The 17,410-nt window shown below is 66.4% G+C and carries 11 protein-coding genes and 1 pseudogene; 4 read left to right on the forward strand and 8 right to left on the reverse strand.

Annotated features, from left to right (window positions below):
* Positions 1-69: 69 nt before the first annotated feature.
* From I3J27_RS20645 to I3J27_RS20655, 3 genes and pseudogenes are all read right to left on the reverse strand, one after another.
* Positions 70-1,065, reverse strand: coding sequence for a 30S ribosomal protein S2 (locus I3J27_RS20645; RefSeq protein ID WP_270160285.1), 996 nt, complete (start codon positions 1,063-1,065; stop codon positions 70-72).
* A gap of 212 nt (positions 1,066-1,277) precedes the next feature.
* Positions 1,278-3,811, reverse strand: a pseudogene (locus tag I3J27_RS20650) (caspase family protein).
* Positions 3,812-4,010: 199 nt separating this feature from the next.
* Positions 4,011-4,781: a carbonic anhydrase gene (locus I3J27_RS20655; protein WP_270160286.1), complete on the reverse strand. Its 771-nt coding sequence runs from the start codon at positions 4,779-4,781 to the stop codon at positions 4,011-4,013.
* 84 nt (positions 4,782-4,865) lie between these two features.
* On the opposite strand from I3J27_RS20655, the gene I3J27_RS20660 reads away from it, so the two are divergent.
* Positions 4,866-5,081: a hypothetical protein gene (locus I3J27_RS20660; RefSeq protein ID WP_270160287.1), complete on the forward strand. Its 216-nt coding sequence runs from the start codon at positions 4,866-4,868 to the stop codon at positions 5,079-5,081.
* A 25-nt stretch (positions 5,082-5,106) separates the two neighbouring features.
* On the opposite strand, the gene dnaE is transcribed toward I3J27_RS20660, so the two are convergent.
* Both dnaE and I3J27_RS20670 read right to left on the reverse strand, forming a co-directional pair.
* The gene (dnaE, locus tag I3J27_RS20665) at positions 5,107-8,610 is read right to left on the reverse strand and encodes a DNA polymerase III subunit alpha (RefSeq protein WP_270160288.1); all 3,504 of its coding nucleotides are present in this window, start codon (positions 8,608-8,610) and stop codon (positions 5,107-5,109) included.
* A 500-nt stretch (positions 8,611-9,110) separates the two neighbouring features.
* Positions 9,111-9,830 carry an outer membrane protein gene (locus I3J27_RS20670; RefSeq protein WP_270160289.1) on the reverse strand — a complete coding sequence of 240 codons (720 nt, stop codon included), beginning with the start codon at positions 9,828-9,830 and terminating at the stop codon, positions 9,111-9,113.
* Positions 9,831-10,572: 742 nt separating this feature from the next.
* On the opposite strand from I3J27_RS20670, the gene I3J27_RS20680 reads away from it, so the two are divergent.
* Positions 10,573-11,892: an MFS transporter gene (locus I3J27_RS20680; protein WP_270160290.1), complete on the forward strand. Its 1,320-nt coding sequence runs from the start codon at positions 10,573-10,575 to the stop codon at positions 11,890-11,892.
* 114 nt (positions 11,893-12,006) lie between these two features.
* A complete protein-coding gene (locus I3J27_RS20685) occupies positions 12,007-13,266 on the forward strand; it encodes a hypothetical protein (RefSeq protein ID WP_270160291.1) in 1,260 nt (419 codons plus the stop codon).
* A gap of 57 nt (positions 13,267-13,323) precedes the next feature.
* Here I3J27_RS20685 and I3J27_RS20690 read toward each other — a convergent pair whose 3' ends face one another.
* Positions 13,324-14,097, reverse strand: a complete 774-nt coding sequence (locus tag I3J27_RS20690) for a helix-turn-helix transcriptional regulator (protein ID WP_270160292.1) — start codon at positions 14,095-14,097, stop codon at positions 13,324-13,326.
* Between the two features lie 119 nt (positions 14,098-14,216).
* Between I3J27_RS20690 and I3J27_RS20695 the strand changes: the two genes are divergently transcribed.
* Positions 14,217-15,296 carry an alcohol dehydrogenase catalytic domain-containing protein gene (locus tag I3J27_RS20695; RefSeq protein WP_270160293.1) on the forward strand — a complete coding sequence of 360 codons (1,080 nt, stop codon included), beginning with the start codon at positions 14,217-14,219 and terminating at the stop codon, positions 15,294-15,296.
* Positions 15,297-15,391: 95 nt separating this feature from the next.
* On the opposite strand, the gene I3J27_RS20700 is transcribed toward I3J27_RS20695, so the two are convergent.
* Together I3J27_RS20700 and I3J27_RS20705 are read right to left on the reverse strand one after the other, a co-directional pair.
* A complete protein-coding gene (locus I3J27_RS20700; RefSeq protein WP_270160294.1) occupies positions 15,392-16,096 on the reverse strand; it encodes an ABC transporter ATP-binding protein in 705 nt (234 codons plus the stop codon).
* 7 nt (positions 16,097-16,103) lie between these two features.
* Positions 16,104-17,384: a lipoprotein-releasing ABC transporter permease subunit gene (locus I3J27_RS20705; protein WP_270160295.1), complete on the reverse strand. Its 1,281-nt coding sequence runs from the start codon at positions 17,382-17,384 to the stop codon at positions 16,104-16,106.
* Between the last annotated feature and the right edge of the window lie 26 nt (positions 17,385-17,410).

Genomic DNA, 17,410 nt, shown 5'->3' on the forward strand with positions numbered 1-17,410 from the left:
TCTCAGGAATTTCGCGTCAACTGAAATGGTGGCCGGACTTATATCCGGCCAACCCATCGCTCTTTTTGACTATTCCGCTTCCGCGGTCAGCGCCTTGGCCTTGGCCACCCAGGCATCCGCGCGGCTGGGCAGACCGACTTCTTCGCCGATCGTGTGCGCGGTGTCGTGGTCGAGCTCGGCGAGCTGCCAGAAGTGGAAGATGCCGAGGTCGTTGAACTTCTTCTCGATCGCACCCGACACGCCCGGGAGCTTCTTGAGGTCGTCGGCGGTGCCGCGGGGACCTGCAAGGCCCTGGAAGCCGCTCGAGGACGCCGCCGGCAGTTCTTCGGCGAGCGGACGAGCCGAGGCGCCGACGTCGATGCCGGAATCGCCCTGGGCGCGCGAGATGCCATCGATCGCCGCACGCGCGATCAAGTCGCAATACAGCGCGATCGCGCGGCCGGCGTCGTCATTGCCCGGGACCACATAGGTGATGCCCTTCGGATCCGAATTGGTGTCGACGATCGCGGCAACCGGGATGTTGAGCCGCTGGGCTTCCTGGATCGCGATGTCTTCCTTGTTGGTGTCGATCACGAAGATCAGGTCGGGCAGACCGCCCATGTCCTTGATGCCGCCGAGCGAACGGTCGAGCTTGTCGCGCTCGCGCTGCAGCGTCAGGCGCTCCTTCTTGGTGTAGGAGCTGGCGTCGCCGCCGGAGAGCACGTCGTCGAGATGGCGCAGGCGCTTGATCGAAGCCGAGATCGTCTTCCAGTTGGTCAGCGTGCCGCCGAGCCAGCGCGAGTTGACGAAGTACTGCGCACAGCGCTTGGCAGCGTCCGCGACGCCGTCCTGCGCCTGGCGCTTGGTGCCGACGAACAGGATGCGGCCGCCCTTGGCGACGGTGTCGCTGACCGCCTGCAACGCGTTGTGCAGCAGCGGCACGGTCTGGGCGAGATCGACGATGTGGATGTTGTTGCGGGCGCCGAAAATGAACGGAGCCATTTTCGGATTCCAGCGGTGAGACTGGTGACCAAAGTGCACGCCAGCTTCGAGCAGCTGACGCATAGTGAAATCGGGCAGTGCCATCGTTCTAATTCTCCGGTTGGTTCCTCCGGAAGCGTGTGAGCAAAACGGAGCGTTGTCGCCCCGGCTGCCACCGGACGGCCTTGAGAGCCATGCTTCCGTGTGAGATGGCGCGGTGTATAGCGCGATTTCGGCCAGAAGCAAGGAAATAAGGGCCTTTCGGGGGCGGTTTTCGCCCGCGCGAGGCCCCTTTCCGTAAAGACCCCGCTACGTCCCTAGCATCTCGGCTGGTTCGGTGGGCACTTCTTGGCCGCCGGCGGTGGCGCCGCAGGGCGCGGCGGCGGTGCCGCCGGACGCGGCGGGGGCGGTGGTGCAACCGCCATCCTGGGCGGCGGTGGGGGCGCCGGCCGGGCGACCGGCGGCGGCGCGGGCCGCGCCATCGGCGGAGGTGCCGGCCGCGCCATCGGCGGGGCCGGCCGCGCGACGGCAACCGGAGGAGCCGCGCGGACCGGCGGAGGCGCGGCATGCGGCGGCGGTGCTGGCGTGCGACGGCCGCGGGCGGCGGAGGCGTCGGCCTCGCCACGGCCTGGGGCCGTGTCGGCGGCGGTGCCGACGGCCGGCCGACCTGCGTCGGGGCGGCCGAAGGCGCATTCTGCGGCCTGACCGGCTCGCGCGCGGCCGAGGGCGGCGGCGTAACCGGCCGTCCCGCGACGCCGGGAGGCGCTCCGGGCGCGCCCGCAGCAGGCGGCGAGCTGGCCGGCTCGCGGGTTGCGGACTTGGCGCGATCGGAAGGTCCGGCCCCGGGCGGGGTCTGAGCCACCGGCGGCTTCGGCGGTTGGCCGGGCACCGCAGCCGGATTTGTCGCGGTCGGCGCGGCGGTCGCCGGAGCGGCAGCCGTTGGCGCGCCGGGACGACCGGGCAGTGTTGTGCCAGGAGCAGCGGTGGTCGGCGTCCCCGGATGCGTCGGCGGGGTCGCGCCGGGTGCAGTTGCCGTCGGTGGCAAAGGCCTGCCGCCCGGCAGAGTCCCCGCCCCGGCTGGCGGCGTCGGCGGGCCGCCATGGGCGCCGGGAACCGGCAGTGTATTGGCCTGGGGCAGCCGGGCCGTTGGCGCAGCGGATGGCGCGGCGGTCGGCGCGACATTGGCGGGCGTCCCCGGCGGCACGCCGGGCCTCGCCGTCGGCTGAATCGTCGCGCTCGGCGGCATCGGCGCCTTGCCCTGCTGGATCAGGGCGGCGCGCTGCGCGACCGCCTGCGGCACGGCGGGGCCCACCTGATTGGCACGGCCGGACACTGCCGGGGCGAGATTACCAGGTCCAGCTCCCGGCCCTGCGGGCCCTGCCCCCGCCGGCGGCGGGGCCGGCGGGCGGTTGATCACGGTGTTGATGACCGTGGTGTTGTGGATGTTCTGGTAGATGATGTTGTTCGGCGGCGGGGCGACATAGACCGGCGGCCTGACGAACACCGGGATCGGCACGAACACCGGCTGCGGCAGCACGAACAGGCCGACCACGGGCAGCGGCGGCGGCAGCACGACGAAGTCGGGCGGCGGCGGCGGCAGATAATAGACCGGCGGCGGCGGTGGCGGCGCGAAGCCAAAATCAGGGTCGCTGAAATACAGCACGGGACGGTCGACATAGACCACCTCCTCCGGCGGCGGCGGCGGCACGTCGTAGTCGATCATCGCAAAGCTCGGCGGCGGCTCGGCCGGCGCGGTGAGGATGGCGAGACGACGGCGCGCATCGCCCGCGTGCGGGCCGCGCGGATAACGCCGCAGATACGACCAGTAGGCTTCCGGCGTGTCGTTGCGATAAGTCCGCCGCCAGGTGATCGCTTCGCGGCGCGCCGCGACGATCGCCATCACGCGCTTGGAGAGCGGATCACCGGGATAAGCGGCGAGAAATTCCTCGTAGGCCGGCAGCGTGTCGCGTTCGAGCGCAGCCGCATAGGCGTCCTGCACGCCGAGATCGCGGATCGGCTTGTTGCGGATCGCGGCAACCTGGTCGGGTGCGGACTCCGGCGGCGGCGCATCGGGGCCGCGCTCGAAGAATGAGAATGGCGCCGATATCTTCTGCTCGTTCCAGGGCACCTGCGCGCCCTTCGAGGCCTCGTTGACGCGCAGGCGAACGCGGTCGAACACCTCGGGCAGCGGCAGGCCGCCGGTGCGGATCATCTCGGCCAGCGACTGCGCGTAGATGCCGTACGGCCCCGGCTCTTCCGGCGCCACCGTGCCCGGCGCGGCGTTGAAGGCGATCAGCATGTTCGGGTCGGGCTCGACCAGCGCCAGTCCGCTCGCGATCGGCTGGCCACCCTCGATGAAGGGCTGCGCGCGGGCCGCGTCGAGCACCACGATGTTGGCCTTGAGCGGAATGGACGCGAGCTGGCGGACGTAGTCGCTGATGCGCAGGCCTTCGGTCGGAATGTCGGTGTCGCGGGTGATGTTGGAATCGACCGGGATGAAATAGTTCTCGCCGGCAAGCTGCACGCCGTAGCCGGCAAGATAGATCATCGCGACGGTGCCGGGCCCCGAGGCCTGCGCCTTCTGGATGAAATCGCGAAAGCTCTTGCGCAGCGTGTCGCCGTCGAGATCGCGCGCGCCGACGACGTCGAAGCCCGCCGCCTGCAGCGTCTGTGCGATCAGACCGGCATCGTTCGCAGTCGTCGCCAGCGGCGACTTGGCGTAGGCGCCGTTGCCGACCACGAGCGCGATGCGCTTTTCCTGCTGCTGGGCGCGCGCGGCATCCGGCGCGCCCGCGGCAAGGAGTAGGAAGGGCAGGAGAAAACAGAGGAAGGCCTTGTTGGTCCCACGCATGGCTTGCTTGCTTGCTCTTGTTGTTGAGGTGCTGGCGCGCATCAGACGCGCGGCCAGCTGAATGGCGATTGAACGAAACACTTTGTCACGAAAGGCTCGGATTGAGGCGGCGGCGTGGCGCCCCCGCCTCATATCAGACCTCTGCGTCAGGCCCGCGTAAGCCTTACGACCGCACTGCGGCGCGCGCCCCTCGGCTCATTCAGCCCTGCGCGATCAGATCGACCGTTCCCGTGGTGAGCCGGTAGATGCCGCCGACGACCTTCAGCTTGCCCTGCTCCACGGCCGCATTGAGGATCGGCGCGGCCGTTTTCAGCTTGGCGATGTTGTCGACCACGTTCTGCCGGATCGCCTTGTTGAGCACGTCCCCACCCTGCTGCATCGCAGCCTTGGCGGCGGGTGCGATCGCATCGACCAGCGAAGGGATATGTCCCGGCGGCGGCTTGTCGTCCTTGATCGCCTTCAGCGTCGCATCGACCGCGCCGCACGCATCATGGCCGAGCACGAGGATCAGCGGCGCACCGAGCACCGCGACCGCATATTCCATGCTGGCGATGGTCTCGGTGCCGGCGAAATTTCCGGCGACGCGGCAGACGAAGAGATCACCGCGGCCGGTGTCGAAGGCATATTCCGGTGCGATGCGTGAATCGGCGCAGCTCAGTACGGCCGCGAACGGGTTCTGCCCGCCGGCCAGCGCCTCGCGCTCATGCTTGAAATCATGACGCCGCGACACGCCCGAGACGTAGCGCGAATTGCCCTCCATCAATCGCTTCAACGACGCGTCGGGCGACAGCACGTTCTGCGGCTTCGGCGGCGGCTTGGTTTCCTTTGCCAAGGCACCATTGGCGAAAGCACCGCCGGCGAAGGCCATGCCAAGAGCGGCGGCGCCAAAAAGCATCGCGGACCGTCGCGACGGCGCGATGTCTTGATGCAGAGATTCATGATGCAGAGATTCAGAGCACTTGTCGCACATGTGACGTTTCCCCAGGTTACAGCGGACGAATGGAATCGCCGCAATGATAGGTGCGCCGACATGAAGAAATCACGAATATGATCGATGCAACTGAAGATTGCCGCAACGCGAACCATGCTGCAAGCCGAAGCGACCGCTCACCTCGCGCGCAACGACGACATGGAGCTGCGTCCATCTGCATATATTCGAGATCGGCTGCTAGAGCCCGACCGGAAAAAAGGGCAGCAATTCTGTCTCACGACAAACGCGGCAGGCGATTGCGCGGAAATCATGCTCCAACAACGATCCCGAGCGCGATGACGATTCTTCCAGATATCATCGCGCCTTAGATCTGCTGCACGTCCACCACGCCCGCCACCGCCTTGATGGCGCCGGCGATCTGCGGCGAGACCTTGAACCGGCCGGGCAGCTTCATCTCGACCTCGGTCTCGAGGTCGAGCATCATCACCAGCGAGACCTCGCCGTCGCCGTTCGAGCGCGGCGCGATGGCGGGACTGCCGACTTTGAGCGCGGCGCCGTTCGACGTCGCCATGTCGGGGCCGGCCAGCCGCTTGGCGATCGAGTCCAGCGGCTTGGTATCGCGCACGAAGATGCGCAGGCCCTTCTGCGTCTTGGCGGCGGCGTCATCGAGCGGCTCGGCATGCAGCACGCGGGCGCGGACGTCCTCGCCCTGCAATTCCGCGCCTAACTGGAGCAGCACCGCGGCGCCCGGCTCGAGCACGTCGCGATATTGCGCAAGGCCCTCGGAGAACAGTACCGCCTCGAAGTGGCCCGTGGGATCGGAAAGTCCCATGATGCCCATCTTGTTGCCAGTCTTGGTGCGCCGCTCCATGCGCGAGACCACGGTCGCTGCGACCTTGCCGGCGGTCGCCCCGGTCTTCACCGCGCGGGAGAATTCCGCCCAGCTCTGCACCCGCAGGCGCTTCAGCACGGTGGCGTAATCGTCGAGCGGATGGCCCGACAGGAAGAAGCCGATCGCGTCATATTCGCGGCGCAGCCGCTCGGCCGGCAGCCACGGCTCGATCTGCGGCAGCATGATGCTGGGCGCGTCCGCCGAGCCGCCGAACATGTCGTTCTGGCCGATGGTCTCGGCCTGATGCGCGCGCTGGCAGGAGGCGAGGATCGCATCCGCGCCGGCGAAGACGCGGGCGCGGTTGGATTCCAGCGTGTCGAAGGCGCCGGCGGCGGCGAGACTTTCGATGATGCGCTTGTTGATCGCGCGCGGATTGACCCGTGCGGCGAAGTCGGCAAGCGAGGTGAACAGGCCCCGCTTGGTGCGCTCCTCGATGATCTGCTCGATCGCCTGGATGCCGACGCCCTTGAGCGCTGCGAGCGCGTAGTAGATCGTGTTGTCGCCGACCTCGAAGGTCGCCCCCGAACGGTTGATGTTCGGCGGCTCGACCTTGATGCCGAGTCGCTGCGCCTCGGAGCGGAATTCGGAGAGCTTGTCGGTGTTGTTCAGATCGAGCGTCATCGACGCCGCGATGAACTCCACCGGATAATGCGCCTTCATGTAGGCGGTATGGTAGGACACCAGCGCGTAGGCCGCCGCATGGCTCTTGTTGAAGCCGTAGTCGGCGAACTTCGCCAGCAGTTCGAAGATGGTTTCGGCCTGCCCCTTCGGCACGCCGTTCTTGACCGCGCCCGCGACGAAGATGTCGCGCTGCTTGTCCATCTCGGCGCGGATCTTCTTGCCCATGGCGCGGCGCAGCAAGTCGGCGTCGCCGAGCGAATAGCCCGACATCACCTGCGCGATCTGCATCACCTGTTCCTGGTAGATGATGACGCCGAACGTCTCCTTCAGGATCGGCTCCAGCACCGGATGCAGATATTCCGGCTCCTCGTCGCCGTGCTTGCGCGCGCAATAAGTCGGGATGTTCGCCATCGGACCGGGGCGATACAGCGCCACCAGCGCGATGATGTCCTCGAAACGGTCGGGGCGCATGTCGACCAGCGCGCGGCGCATGCCCTGGCTTTCAACCTGGAACACGCCGACCACCTCGCCGCGCGCCAGCATCTGGTAGCTCGCGGTATCGTCGATGGGGAGCGTCGCCAGGTCGATGTCGATGTTGCGCGGCTTGAGCAGTTTCACGGCGACGTCGAGCACGGTCAGCGTCTTCAGGCCGAGGAAGTCGAACTTCACGAGGCCCGCCGGCTCGACCCATTTCATGTTGAACTGGGTTACCGGCATATCGGATTTGGGATCGCGGTACATCGGCACGAGCTCGCTCAAGGGGCGATCGCCGATCACGATGCCGGCTGCGTGCGTCGAGGCGTGGCGCGTCAGGCCCTCAAGGCGCTGGGCGATGTCGAACGCGCGCGCCACGACCGGGTCTTCATCGCGGAAGGCCTGAAGCTTCGGCTCGCTCTCGATCGCCGCCGCCAGCGTCACCGGCGCGGCCGGATTCTGCGGCACGAGCTTGGTGAGCTTGTCGACCTGGCCGTAGGGCATCTGCAGAACGCGGCCGACGTCGCGCAGCACGCCGCGGGCCTGCAGCGTACCGAAGGTGATGATCTGCGCGACCTGGTCGCGACCGTAGCGCTCCTGGACGTACTTGATCACCTCGCCGCGGCGGTCCTGGCAGAAGTCGATGTCGAAGTCCGGCATCGAGACGCGTTCCGGATTGAGGAAGCGCTCGAACAGCAGGCCGAACTTGATCGGATCGAGGTCGGTGATGGTCAGTGCCCACGCGACCAGCGAGCCTGCGCCGGAGCCGCGGCCCGGCCCGACCGGAATGCCCTGACCTTTGGCCCATTTGATGAAGTCGGACACGATCAGGAAGTAGCCCGCGTACTTCATGCGCATGATGACGTCGAGCTCGAACGCCAGACGCTTGTTGTAGTCCTCTTCCGTGGTGCCCTGCGACAGCCCGTGCACGCGCAGGCGGTTGGCGAGCCCCTCCTCCGCCTGCCGCTTCAACTCGGCCGCCTCGACCGACGCGGCATCAGAACTGGCTGCGGCACCCACGGTGAAGAACGGCAGGATCGGCTTGCGCGTCATCGGGCGGAACGAGCAGCGCTCGGCGATCTCCACCGTCGAGGCCAGCGCCTCCGGAATGTCGGCGAACAGCACTGCCATCTCGGCGCGGGTCTTGAAGCGGTGATCGGGCGTGAGCTGCACGCGATCGGTCTCGGCGACCAGCCGGCCGCCGGCGATGCAGAGCAGCGCGTCATGCGCCTCGTAGTCGTCGGTCGTGGCGAAATACGGCTCGTTGGTCGCGACCAGCGGCAGGCCCTTGGCGTAGGCCATGTCGATCAGCCCGCTCTCGATGCGCCGTTCCTTGTCGATGCCGTGGCGCTGCAATTCGACATAGAGACGGTCGCCGAACAGGCTGGCCAGACGTTCGCAGCGCAAGGCCGCAATCTCGGCCTGGCCTGCGGCCAGCGCCAGCGAGATCGGGCCGTCGGGGCCGCCGGTGAGCACGATCAGGCCTTCGGTCTCGCCTTCGAGCCAGTCGAACTTGATATGGGAGGCATGGGTGTCGGGGGTTTCCAGGAACGCGCGCGAGTTCAGCCGCATCAGGCTGCGATAGCCGCGCTCCTGCGCCGCCAGCAGCACCACGCGCGACGGCGGCAGCGCGCTGCGCGCATTCGGATCCTGGTCGCCGAAATCGATCGCCAGCTCACAGCCGACGATCGGCTGGATGCCGGAGCCCGCCATCTTGTCGGAGAACTCCAGCGCACCGAACATGTTGTCGGTGTCGGTCAAGGCCAGCGCGGGCTGGTGGTCCTTCTTGGCGAGCTCGGCGAGCTTGGCGATCTTGATCGAGCCCTTGAGCAGCGAATAGGCCGAGTGAACGTGAAGGTGGACAAATCCGGCGCTCGGCATGGTCGCGTGACGGCCTCTTGCAGATGAGATGGAGCGGTCGCCGGCTCCAGGGGATTGTCAGGGCATCCTGCACCCGCCATCCACCTGCCTTCGCCGACTCGCCTCACAATGGTGGGGCGTCACCGCTTCAGAGTCCACGCCGGAGCGGCCGCTTCGCCGCGTCGTCCCGCTTTTCCCCAAGGAGGCTTGAGCGGGGTTTCCAAGCATCGGTTTCCAAAACCGCAGGTCTAAAGCTGCGGAATCACCTGGGCCCAGATTGCGACCATCCCGACGAACAGCGCGATCGAGGCGAGTGCGGCGGCTTCTTCGACGAAAATCCTGAACATGGCCTGCTCCATCACCAGAACGTATGAAGAACATTGTTCTCATTTCGTTCTCGGGAGTCAAGCACTCTCAGCCATCCCGAAACAGGATGGTTAACTCGATGAATTCAAACAACAAAAAAGCCCCGGCGCGAGGCCGGGGCTTTTCGACGACCGCTCCTTGTAGAGCGATCAGTCTCAGTACCTGCCGATCATCGGGCCGCCGAACTTGTAGTTCAGGCGGACGAGACCCATGTCGACGTCCTGCTTGATGTGGTCGACGGCGCCACTGGCGAAGGTGACGTCCTTGCCGCCCAGGAAGATGTGGTTGTACTCGACGCCAACCGACCAGTTCGGCGCGAAGCCGACTTCGAGGCCGGCACCGACCGTGCCGCCCCAACGGGTCGCACTCGCCGAGTCGACGTTCGCGCCAGCGCCGTTGAAGACGTCATACTTGCTGCCGACAACTGCCGCGCCGCCCTTCACATAAGCGAGCACGTTGTTCCAGGTGTAGCCGACCTGGCCGGTGAGCAGACCGAACGAGTCGATCTTGGTGCGGTTGCTGAAGCCCGTCACAGCGCTGACGTTGTCGCCCGAGAAGTCGGCCCAGTTGCCCTGGCCTTCCACGCCGAACACCCACTGGCCGGACTGGAAGCGATAACCGACCTGACCACCGACGGTGCCGCCGGTTGCATCGTGTGAACCTTCCGGACCGAAGCCGACGAGGTCCCAGCTCGCGTGCGACGAAGCGCCGCCGCCGTTGATACCGATGTAGAAGCCGCTCCAATCGTAGACCGCGGCGATCGCCGCCGGCGGCGCCTTGGTGTAGGGCCGCGCCGCGAGGTCAGCAGCCACAGCCGGCGCAGCCGCACTGAGCGCGACGAAGCTCACAGCAGCAAGCAACAAATTCTTGTTCATTTGATTCCCGTTCCAGTTTCGTCGTTAGGCCCCCGAGCCATGCGTGTCGTCATAACAGTGCTCGACGGAATTGCTGTAACCTCGACGCAACAGTCGCAGCGAAAGGCCGCTGCTGCGTTAATGGATGTTTAGCAGCGCGTGCGGGAAACCCTTTGAAACAAGTGGTTTCATGAGTTCCAATGTCGACTACACGACATATACTGCAGCGCCCGCGTAACAACGACGCGCGCACATTCGCGTGAGTGGCGATCAGAGATGCGCGGACATTTGCTTCCCAATTGTCGCCACACTTTCGCTCGTAATCGCCACATTCACACTCACACTCGGCGGGCACGCCGGCACGCGCATTCGGCACGCATCATTCGCTCTGCCTCACTGGCGATGAATGGCCGAGGCTGAGCAATGCACCTTCGACACTTATGCCCAGTGTCAGGCGAGTTCGTCGCCATCGGCCTGCTCTTACGATCCCAGCTATCCCGTCTGCATGCAGATCTACGGTCCCGCCGGACGCTCTGCGGGCTGCGTCTCGAACCCGTACTTTGCTCCGAAAAAAACCGCGCGCCGGTCGACGCGCGTCGGCTAGATTGGCACGTGCCAATCGGGACGCTGGTATGCGGTCTGCCCTGCCTTGAGACCCCGCTGTTGACGCGGGCTGATCCGCGTTTAAGTACGAGAGAGAAATCTTGCAGGGGTGGCGACGTTCACTGGGCTGGTTCCCGTTGACGCCACCAATGCAGGACACATGACGACCTCGCCCCAAGCGACCTCGCCGAGCGCAAACTCGGCCTCCGCGCCCCCTCGCCTCGCCATCGTCCTGTTCTCGCTCGCGATGGGCGGCTTTGCGATCGGAACCACCGAATTCGCATCGATGAGTCTGCTGCCGTTCTTCGCCGCCGACCTCGGGATCAACGAGCCGACCGCGGGGCACGCGATCAGTGCCTATGCGCTCGGCGTCGTGCTGGGCGCGCCGCTGATCGCCGTGCTCGGCGCGCGGTTCGCGCGGCGCACGCAGCTCCTGGTCCTGATGGCCGTGTTCGCGCTCGGCAACGCCCTCACCGCGCTTGCGCCTGGCTTTGGCTGGATGATCGCGGCCCGTTTCCTGGCGGGATTGCCGCACGGCGCCTATTTCGGCATCGCCGCGCTGGTCGCGGCCTCGCTCGTTCCGCATCACCGCCGTTCGCGGGCGATCGGCCAGGTGATGCTCGGCTTGACCGGCGCCACGATCGTCGGTGTGCCGCTGGCCAACCTGATCGGCCAGGCGGTCGGCTGGCGCGCGAGCTTTGGCCTCGTGTCGGTGCTGGCATTGCTCACGGTGCTTTTGTGCGCCCTGTTCGCGCCGCGCGACAAGGCTGGCCGATCCGATCCGTTGCGCGAGCTCGGAGCGCTCCGAAGCGGCCGCGTTTGGATCACGCTCGCAATCGGCGCCATCGGCTTCGGCGGCATGTTCGCCGTCTACACTTATCTGGCGACGACGCTGATCGAGGTCACCAGGGTCAACCCCGCGGCCATTCCGTTCTTCCTCGCCGTGTTCGGCGTCGGCGCCACGCTCGGCAATCTGTTCGTGCCGCGCTTTGCCGACCGCGCCTTGATGCCGACGGCAGGCATCATCCTGCTGTTTGCTGCGGTGGCGCTGCTGGTGTTTCCGCTCGTCGCCGACAATCCCTGGCTGCTCGCGGTCGACATCTTCGCCATCGGCGCAAGCGTCTCGCTCGGCGCCATTCTCCAGACCCGGCTGATGGACGTCGCCGGCGAAGCACAGGCGCTCGCCGCCGCGCTGAACCACTCGGCCTTCAACACCGCCAACGCGCTCGGCCCGTTCCTGGGTGGCATCGCCATTCGCGAAGGGCTGGGCTGGACCTCCACCGGTCCCGTCGGGGCCGCGCTGGCGCTGCTCGGCTTCCTGATCTGGATTGTTGCCTGGCGCGACGCCGGATCTGCTCCGGTCGAGATCGCCTCGAGCGGCGACGCGGGTTCGCTGGAGAACGCGCCCGCAAGACCGGCGCCGCCGCTGGCGCCGGATCATCGAAGCCGCGCGAATTCCGCCAGGGATCCGGTGACATGACGACCTGGACGAGCCGGAGGACGAGGCGGCGCCGCCATGCCACCGAAAGTTGAGGCCGGGCCGGACATCGTATAAATTGGGCACCTGTCCTCACACGCGTGCCCCAATCATTTCATGCTCGTCCGTCTCCTGTTTCTGATAGCCTTGCTGTCGATGTCCGGCGCATTGCATGCCGGAGAAAAGTCCGCCGAGAAGGCCGGATTTGCCTCGAAGCTGACGATCTATCTCGCCAAGGGCGCCCCCGATGCGTGCGGGCCGGGCTGCGACCGCTGGATCGCCATCGAGGGCGAGATTGATGGGGACGCCAGCCAGCGCATTCGCCGCTTCCTGGCCGGTGTCAAGGACACGCAGCGTCCGATCTACCTTCACTCGCCCGGTGGCAACGTGGAGCAGTCCTACGTCATCGGCCGGCTGCTGCGCAGCCGCAAGGCGGTCGCGCGGGTCGGCCGGACGATTGCGACCGCGTGCGCGGCCGGCACCCAGGTCGACGCCGCATGCCTGAAGACGAAAGCCGCCAGCGGCGAGGTCGAAGCCGAGCTCACCACTTATCATGCGATGTGCAACTCGGCCTGCGGCTATCTGTTTCTCGGGGCGACATCACGCGAGGTGGCGCCCGACGCTGCGCTGGCGGTCCATAATTCCAGGCTGATTCTCGCCTTTCACGGGCATCCGGCCGCGGAGGCGGTCGCAGAATACAGACGGCGCCGGATCGCGAACGCCGACCGCGACCGCGCCGGATTCATTGCGGCGATGGGGATCAGCCGCGAGCTTGACGGGCTGATCCGGACCGTGAAGTTCGAAAACCTGCACATGCTGACGCGATCCGAGCTCTATCGTTTCGGCATCGACACGCGCCCGTTTGCCGAGGCGATGTGGCGGCTGGAGACGGGAGCGCGGCCATCCCTCAGCAAGCTCGCGGTGATGAAAAAGGAGAACGCCTCCTCGTTCCGGACGATGGAGTGGCGCATGTTTTGCGAAACCAGGAATCGCGTGCCGCTGATGTTCGCGGGCGAAATCGACGAGGCGAGCGTCGGCAAGAGCAATATCCTGATGACGGCGGACGCCGACGCGGACAAGGAAGCCGGAGGGTCTCCGCTACGGGCCGCGAAGTACGAGATGTGGAGCGGCAGCATCGACCCTGACATGGTCAAGGCGATCATGGCATCCCGCTCCCTGCATGTCCGGCAGACAATTTCGATGCCGGACGAAAAGGTGGACGTCACGAAGTTCGACATCGACCTGACGGGACTGGCATCGATGCGGACGCAGCTTGCGACGGCATGCGCATCGGTGCCGGCCAAGCCGAAGAATCCCTGGCCGGCCGTTCCGTTCCCGAACGTCAGCTCAAGGCCTCCGGCCGTGCCGGCGCCGTGACGCAAGGGACGCAACGAGCAGCCCCGTGGATCAACCCTCAGAAACTGAGTCCCCGCGCTACACCGGCGTGTAGATCACCAGCTTCAGCGCGGGGTCGTCATTGGCCTGAAAGCTCGTGTGCTCGAAATTCAGCACGCCCAGGGTCGGATGCGACATCGTCTTGCGGCCCGAGATGGTGCCGCGGACATCGTGCGCTTCCCACCATTTGACGAACTCCGGACTGCCCTGGCGCAGCCGCGCCAGCAATTCCGCGAAGGCGGGATCGCCGGCCCAGACGTCATGGGTCGCGCGAAACATCGCCACCATGCCCTTGGCGATGTCGGTCCAGCCTGCACCGTAAAGCTTTCGCCGCTGCTTGTCGGTCATGACTAGGAGCAACGTGTTGCGATCCCGCTCCGGCAATTGCCCGAATGCGAACACCTCCTCGGCCGCGTCGTTCCAGGCCAGCACGTCCCAGCGCCGCCCGGTGATGTAGGCCGGCTGGTTCAGGCTCTCGATCATCCGCCGGATGGAGGGAGGCACGATCTCGCGTGTGAACGCGCGTCTGTCGCCGTCGCGCGCCAGCGCCTTCAGATGCGCATGCTCGGTCTTGCTGAGGCGCAGCGCGCGGGCCAGCGCATCGACGGTGGTGACCGACGGGCTGACAGTGCGGCCCTGCTCGAGGCGGATGTACCAGTCGACCCCGATGCCGGCGAGCTGCGCGACCTCCTCGCGGCGGAGCCCCGCGGTGCGGCGCCGGCTGCCCGCGGGCAGCCCGACACTCTTCGGCGTCAGCTTTTCGCGGCGGGAGCGGAGGAAATCGCCGAATTCGACGCGGCGTGGATCGGCCATGATGTCGCTTCCCCGATGGAGGGCCTTGGCAATACTAGGATAATACCAGGCCTTCCTGGCTCTTCCAAGGCGGCGCATATGGGCTTCACCCGAGTTCGAGGTGCAGGAAGGACGAAGCCATGAAAGCTGCCGTGCTCAAATCCTTTGGATCGCGGCTCGCGATCGAGAATGTCCCGGACCCGGTGCTCGGCACCGGCGAGGTCATCGTGGACGTCGTCGCGACGCGCGTGCTGTCCTACATGAACGAGGTCTTCGACGGGACGCGCAATTATGCGCTCGACCTGCCGATCATCCCGGGCCCCGGCGGCATCGGCCGGGTGCGCGCGATCGGCCCGGACGCAACCAAGCTCATGATCGGCGACTGGGTGTTCTGTGATCCGACGGTGCGTTCGCGGGACGACGCCATTGCGCCCGATATCGCCCTGCAAGGACTGACTGCCGCCGGTCCCGGCGGCATGCGCCTGCAAAACCATTTTCGCCACGGCTCTTTTGCCGAGCAGATGCGGGTGCCGACCGAGAACGTCACACGCCTCGGCGCGATCACGTCGGAAGAGGCCACGCAATGGTGCGCGCTGGGCACGCTGCTGGTGCCCTATGGCGGTTTCCTCGCGGCCAACCTTCAACCCGGCGAGACTGTGCTCGTGAGCGGCGCCACCGGCAATTTTGGCAGCGCGGCGGTGTCGGTTGCACTCGCGATGGGCGCGGCCTGCGTGGTCGCGCCCGGCCGCAACGCGACGATTCTGGCCGACCTCGTCCGCCGCTTCGGCGAACGGGTGAAACCGGTCAAGCTCACCGGCAACGAGAGCGAGGACTGCGAAGCCATGAAGCGTGCGGCACCCGGTTCGATCGACTGCGTGTTCGACATCATGCCGCCCTCGGTCAGCCCGAATGTGGTGCGCGCGGCGGTCATGACGGTGCGCGCTTACGGACGGGTGGTGTTGATGGGCGGCGTCGGCATGGCGGGCGGTGCCAGCCTCGAGCTGCCCTACCCCTGGATCATGCGCAACTGCATCAGCATCCACGGCGTCTGGATGTACCCACCGGACGCAGCGAGCCGCCTCATCGCGCTGGTGCGCGCGGGCCTGCTGCGGCTCGACGAATATGAGACCGCGGCGTTCGACCTCGATCACGCCAACGCGGCGGTGGACCACGCCGCGGCCCATGGCGGACCGTTCAGATTGACGGTGATCAGGCCGTAAAGCCCCAAGGCGGCGGCGATGCGCCGTCGTCGATTTTTTCGGCAGTCCCGCCAGGCACTTGGCTACTGTGCATGGGGTTGTTTTCGCAGTTTTTGTTATTCGAGCTCGACGACCTGACCGTTCGACAGCGACACGCGCCGGTCCATGCGGCCGGCCAGCTCCATGTTGTGGGTCGCGATCAGCATCGACACCTGGGTCGCCTTGACGAGCTGCATCAGGGCCTGGAACACGTGATCGGCGGTGTGCGGATCGAGATTGCCGGTCGGCTCGTCCGCAAACAGCACCTTCGGCGCATTGGCCACCGCGCGCGCAATCGCGACGCGCTGCTGCTCGCCGCCCGACAGCTCGGCCGGGCGATGGGTGATGCGGTCGCCGAGGCCGAGATAGCCGAGAATCTCCTTGGCGCGCTTGACGCTCTCGGACTTCTTCAGGCCGCGGATCATTTGCGGCATCATGACGTTCTCGAGCGCCGAGAACTCCGGCAGCAGCCGGTGCGACTGGTAGACGAAGCCGATGTCGGTGCGGCGAAGCTGGGTGCGCTCGATGTCGGGCAGTTGCGAGGTCGGTGCGCCCGAGACATAGACCTCGCCGGAATCGGGCGCTTCCAAAAGCCCCGCGATGTGCAGCAGCGTCGATTTGCCGGAGCCCGACGGCGCCACCAGCGCAACCGACTGGCCCGCCCACAGCGCGAGCTTGGCGCCGTCGAGGATCGTCAGCGGCACCTCGCCCTGCAAGTACTGCCGCTTTATCTCGTGGAGATAAATGACCGGTACATCCTCAGCCCCCTGCTGCTGCTCCATCAGCCCCTCACTCGTACCGCAGCGCTTCGACGGGATCGAGGCGCGCGGCGCGCCACGACGGGTACAGCGTCGCCAGGAACGACAGCGTCAGCGCCATGATGACGACCGCCGAGGTCTCGCCGATATCGATCTCGGCCGGCAGCTTCGACAGGAAATAGAGCTCCGGCGAGAACAGCTCCGTGCTGGTCAGCCAGGACAGGAATTGCCGGATCGACTCGATGTTGAGGCAGATCACGAGGCCGACGAAGAAGCCGACCATCGTGCCGACCACGCCGATCGAGGCGCCCGTGATCAGGAAGATCCGCATGATCGCGCCTTGCGAGGCCCCCATCGTGCGCAGGATCGCGATGTCGCTGCCCTTGTCCTTCACCAGCATGATCAGGCCGGAGACGATGTTGAGGGCGGCGACCAGCACGATCATGGTCAGGATCAGGAACATCACGTTGCGCTCGACCTGAAGCGCGTTGAAGAAGGTCGAGTTGCGCTGCCGCCAGTCGACCAGGAACACCGGCCGCCCCGCCGCCTCCGTCACCGCCTTGCGGAAGGCGTCGATCTTGTCGGGGTTGGTGGTGAACACCTCGATCGAGGTGACGTCGTTGCTGCGGTTGAAATAGGCCTGCGCTTCCGCCAGCGGCATGAACACGAAGCCGAGATCGTATTCGGACATGCCGATCTCGAACACGGCGACGATCTTGTACGGCTTGATGCGCGGCGTCGTGCCCATCGGGGTGACCGCGCCTTTCGGCGCCACCAGCGTCACACTGTCCCCCGCATGCAGCGAGAGCTGGTCGGCGAGCCGCCGGCCGATCGCGACGCCCTGCCCGTCGTCGAAGCCCTCGAGCGAGCCCTGCTTGATGTTCTTGGCGATCGAGGTGAGGTTGTTGAGGTCGTCGGAGCGGATGCCGCGCACCAGCACGCCCGAGGCGTTCCACGGCGACGACGCCAGTGCCTGACCGTCGACCACGGGGGCAGCAAGCCGGATGCCCTGGACCTGGCTGAGGCGGTCGGCGACGTCCTTCCAGTCGGTCAGCGGCGATTCCAGCGGCTGCACCAGGATATGACCGTTCAGCCCTAAGATCTTGTCGAGCAGCTCTTTCCGGAAGCCGTTCATGACGGCCATGACGATGATCAGCGTCGCCACGCCCAGCATGATGCCAAGGAACGAGAACCCGGCAATGACCGAGATGAATCCCTCCTTGCGGCGCGCCCGCAAATAGCGCGCCGACAGCATCCACTCGAAGGGCGCAAAAGGCGCGGTTGGCTTGGTCTCGGTCATGGTTTCATCCATCGCTCGATAATCCCATGATTCGGGGT

This window comes from Bradyrhizobium xenonodulans, assembly GCF_027594865.1.
Classification (GTDB): Bacteria; Pseudomonadota; Alphaproteobacteria; order Rhizobiales; family Xanthobacteraceae; genus Bradyrhizobium; species Bradyrhizobium xenonodulans.

Excerpts from the sequence above, each read along its gene's own strand:
- I3J27_RS20645 (WP_270160285.1), bottom strand. The coding sequence starts at position 1,065 with ATGGCACTGCCCGATTTCACTATGCGTCAGCTGCTCGAAGCTGGCGTG.
- I3J27_RS20655 (WP_270160286.1), bottom strand. The coding sequence starts at position 4,781 with ATGTGCGACAAGTGCTCTGAATCTCTGCATCATGAATCTCTGCATCAA.
- I3J27_RS20660 (WP_270160287.1), top strand. The coding sequence starts at position 4,866 with ATGCAACTGAAGATTGCCGCAACGCGAACCATGCTGCAAGCCGAAGCG.
- dnaE (WP_270160288.1), bottom strand. The coding sequence starts at position 8,610 with ATGCCGAGCGCCGGATTTGTCCACCTTCACGTTCACTCGGCCTATTCG.
- I3J27_RS20670 (WP_270160289.1), bottom strand. The coding sequence starts at position 9,830 with ATGAACAAGAATTTGTTGCTTGCTGCTGTGAGCTTCGTCGCGCTCAGT.
- I3J27_RS20680 (WP_270160290.1), top strand. The coding sequence starts at position 10,573 with ATGACGACCTCGCCCCAAGCGACCTCGCCGAGCGCAAACTCGGCCTCC.
- I3J27_RS20685 (WP_270160291.1), top strand. The coding sequence starts at position 12,007 with ATGCTCGTCCGTCTCCTGTTTCTGATAGCCTTGCTGTCGATGTCCGGC.
- I3J27_RS20690 (WP_270160292.1), bottom strand. The coding sequence starts at position 14,097 with ATGGCCGATCCACGCCGCGTCGAATTCGGCGATTTCCTCCGCTCCCGC.
- I3J27_RS20695 (WP_270160293.1), top strand. The coding sequence starts at position 14,217 with ATGAAAGCTGCCGTGCTCAAATCCTTTGGATCGCGGCTCGCGATCGAG.
- I3J27_RS20700 (WP_270160294.1), bottom strand. The coding sequence starts at position 16,096 with ATGGAGCAGCAGCAGGGGGCTGAGGATGTACCGGTCATTTATCTCCAC.
- I3J27_RS20705 (WP_270160295.1), bottom strand. The coding sequence starts at position 17,384 with ATGGATGAAACCATGACCGAGACCAAGCCAACCGCGCCTTTTGCGCCC.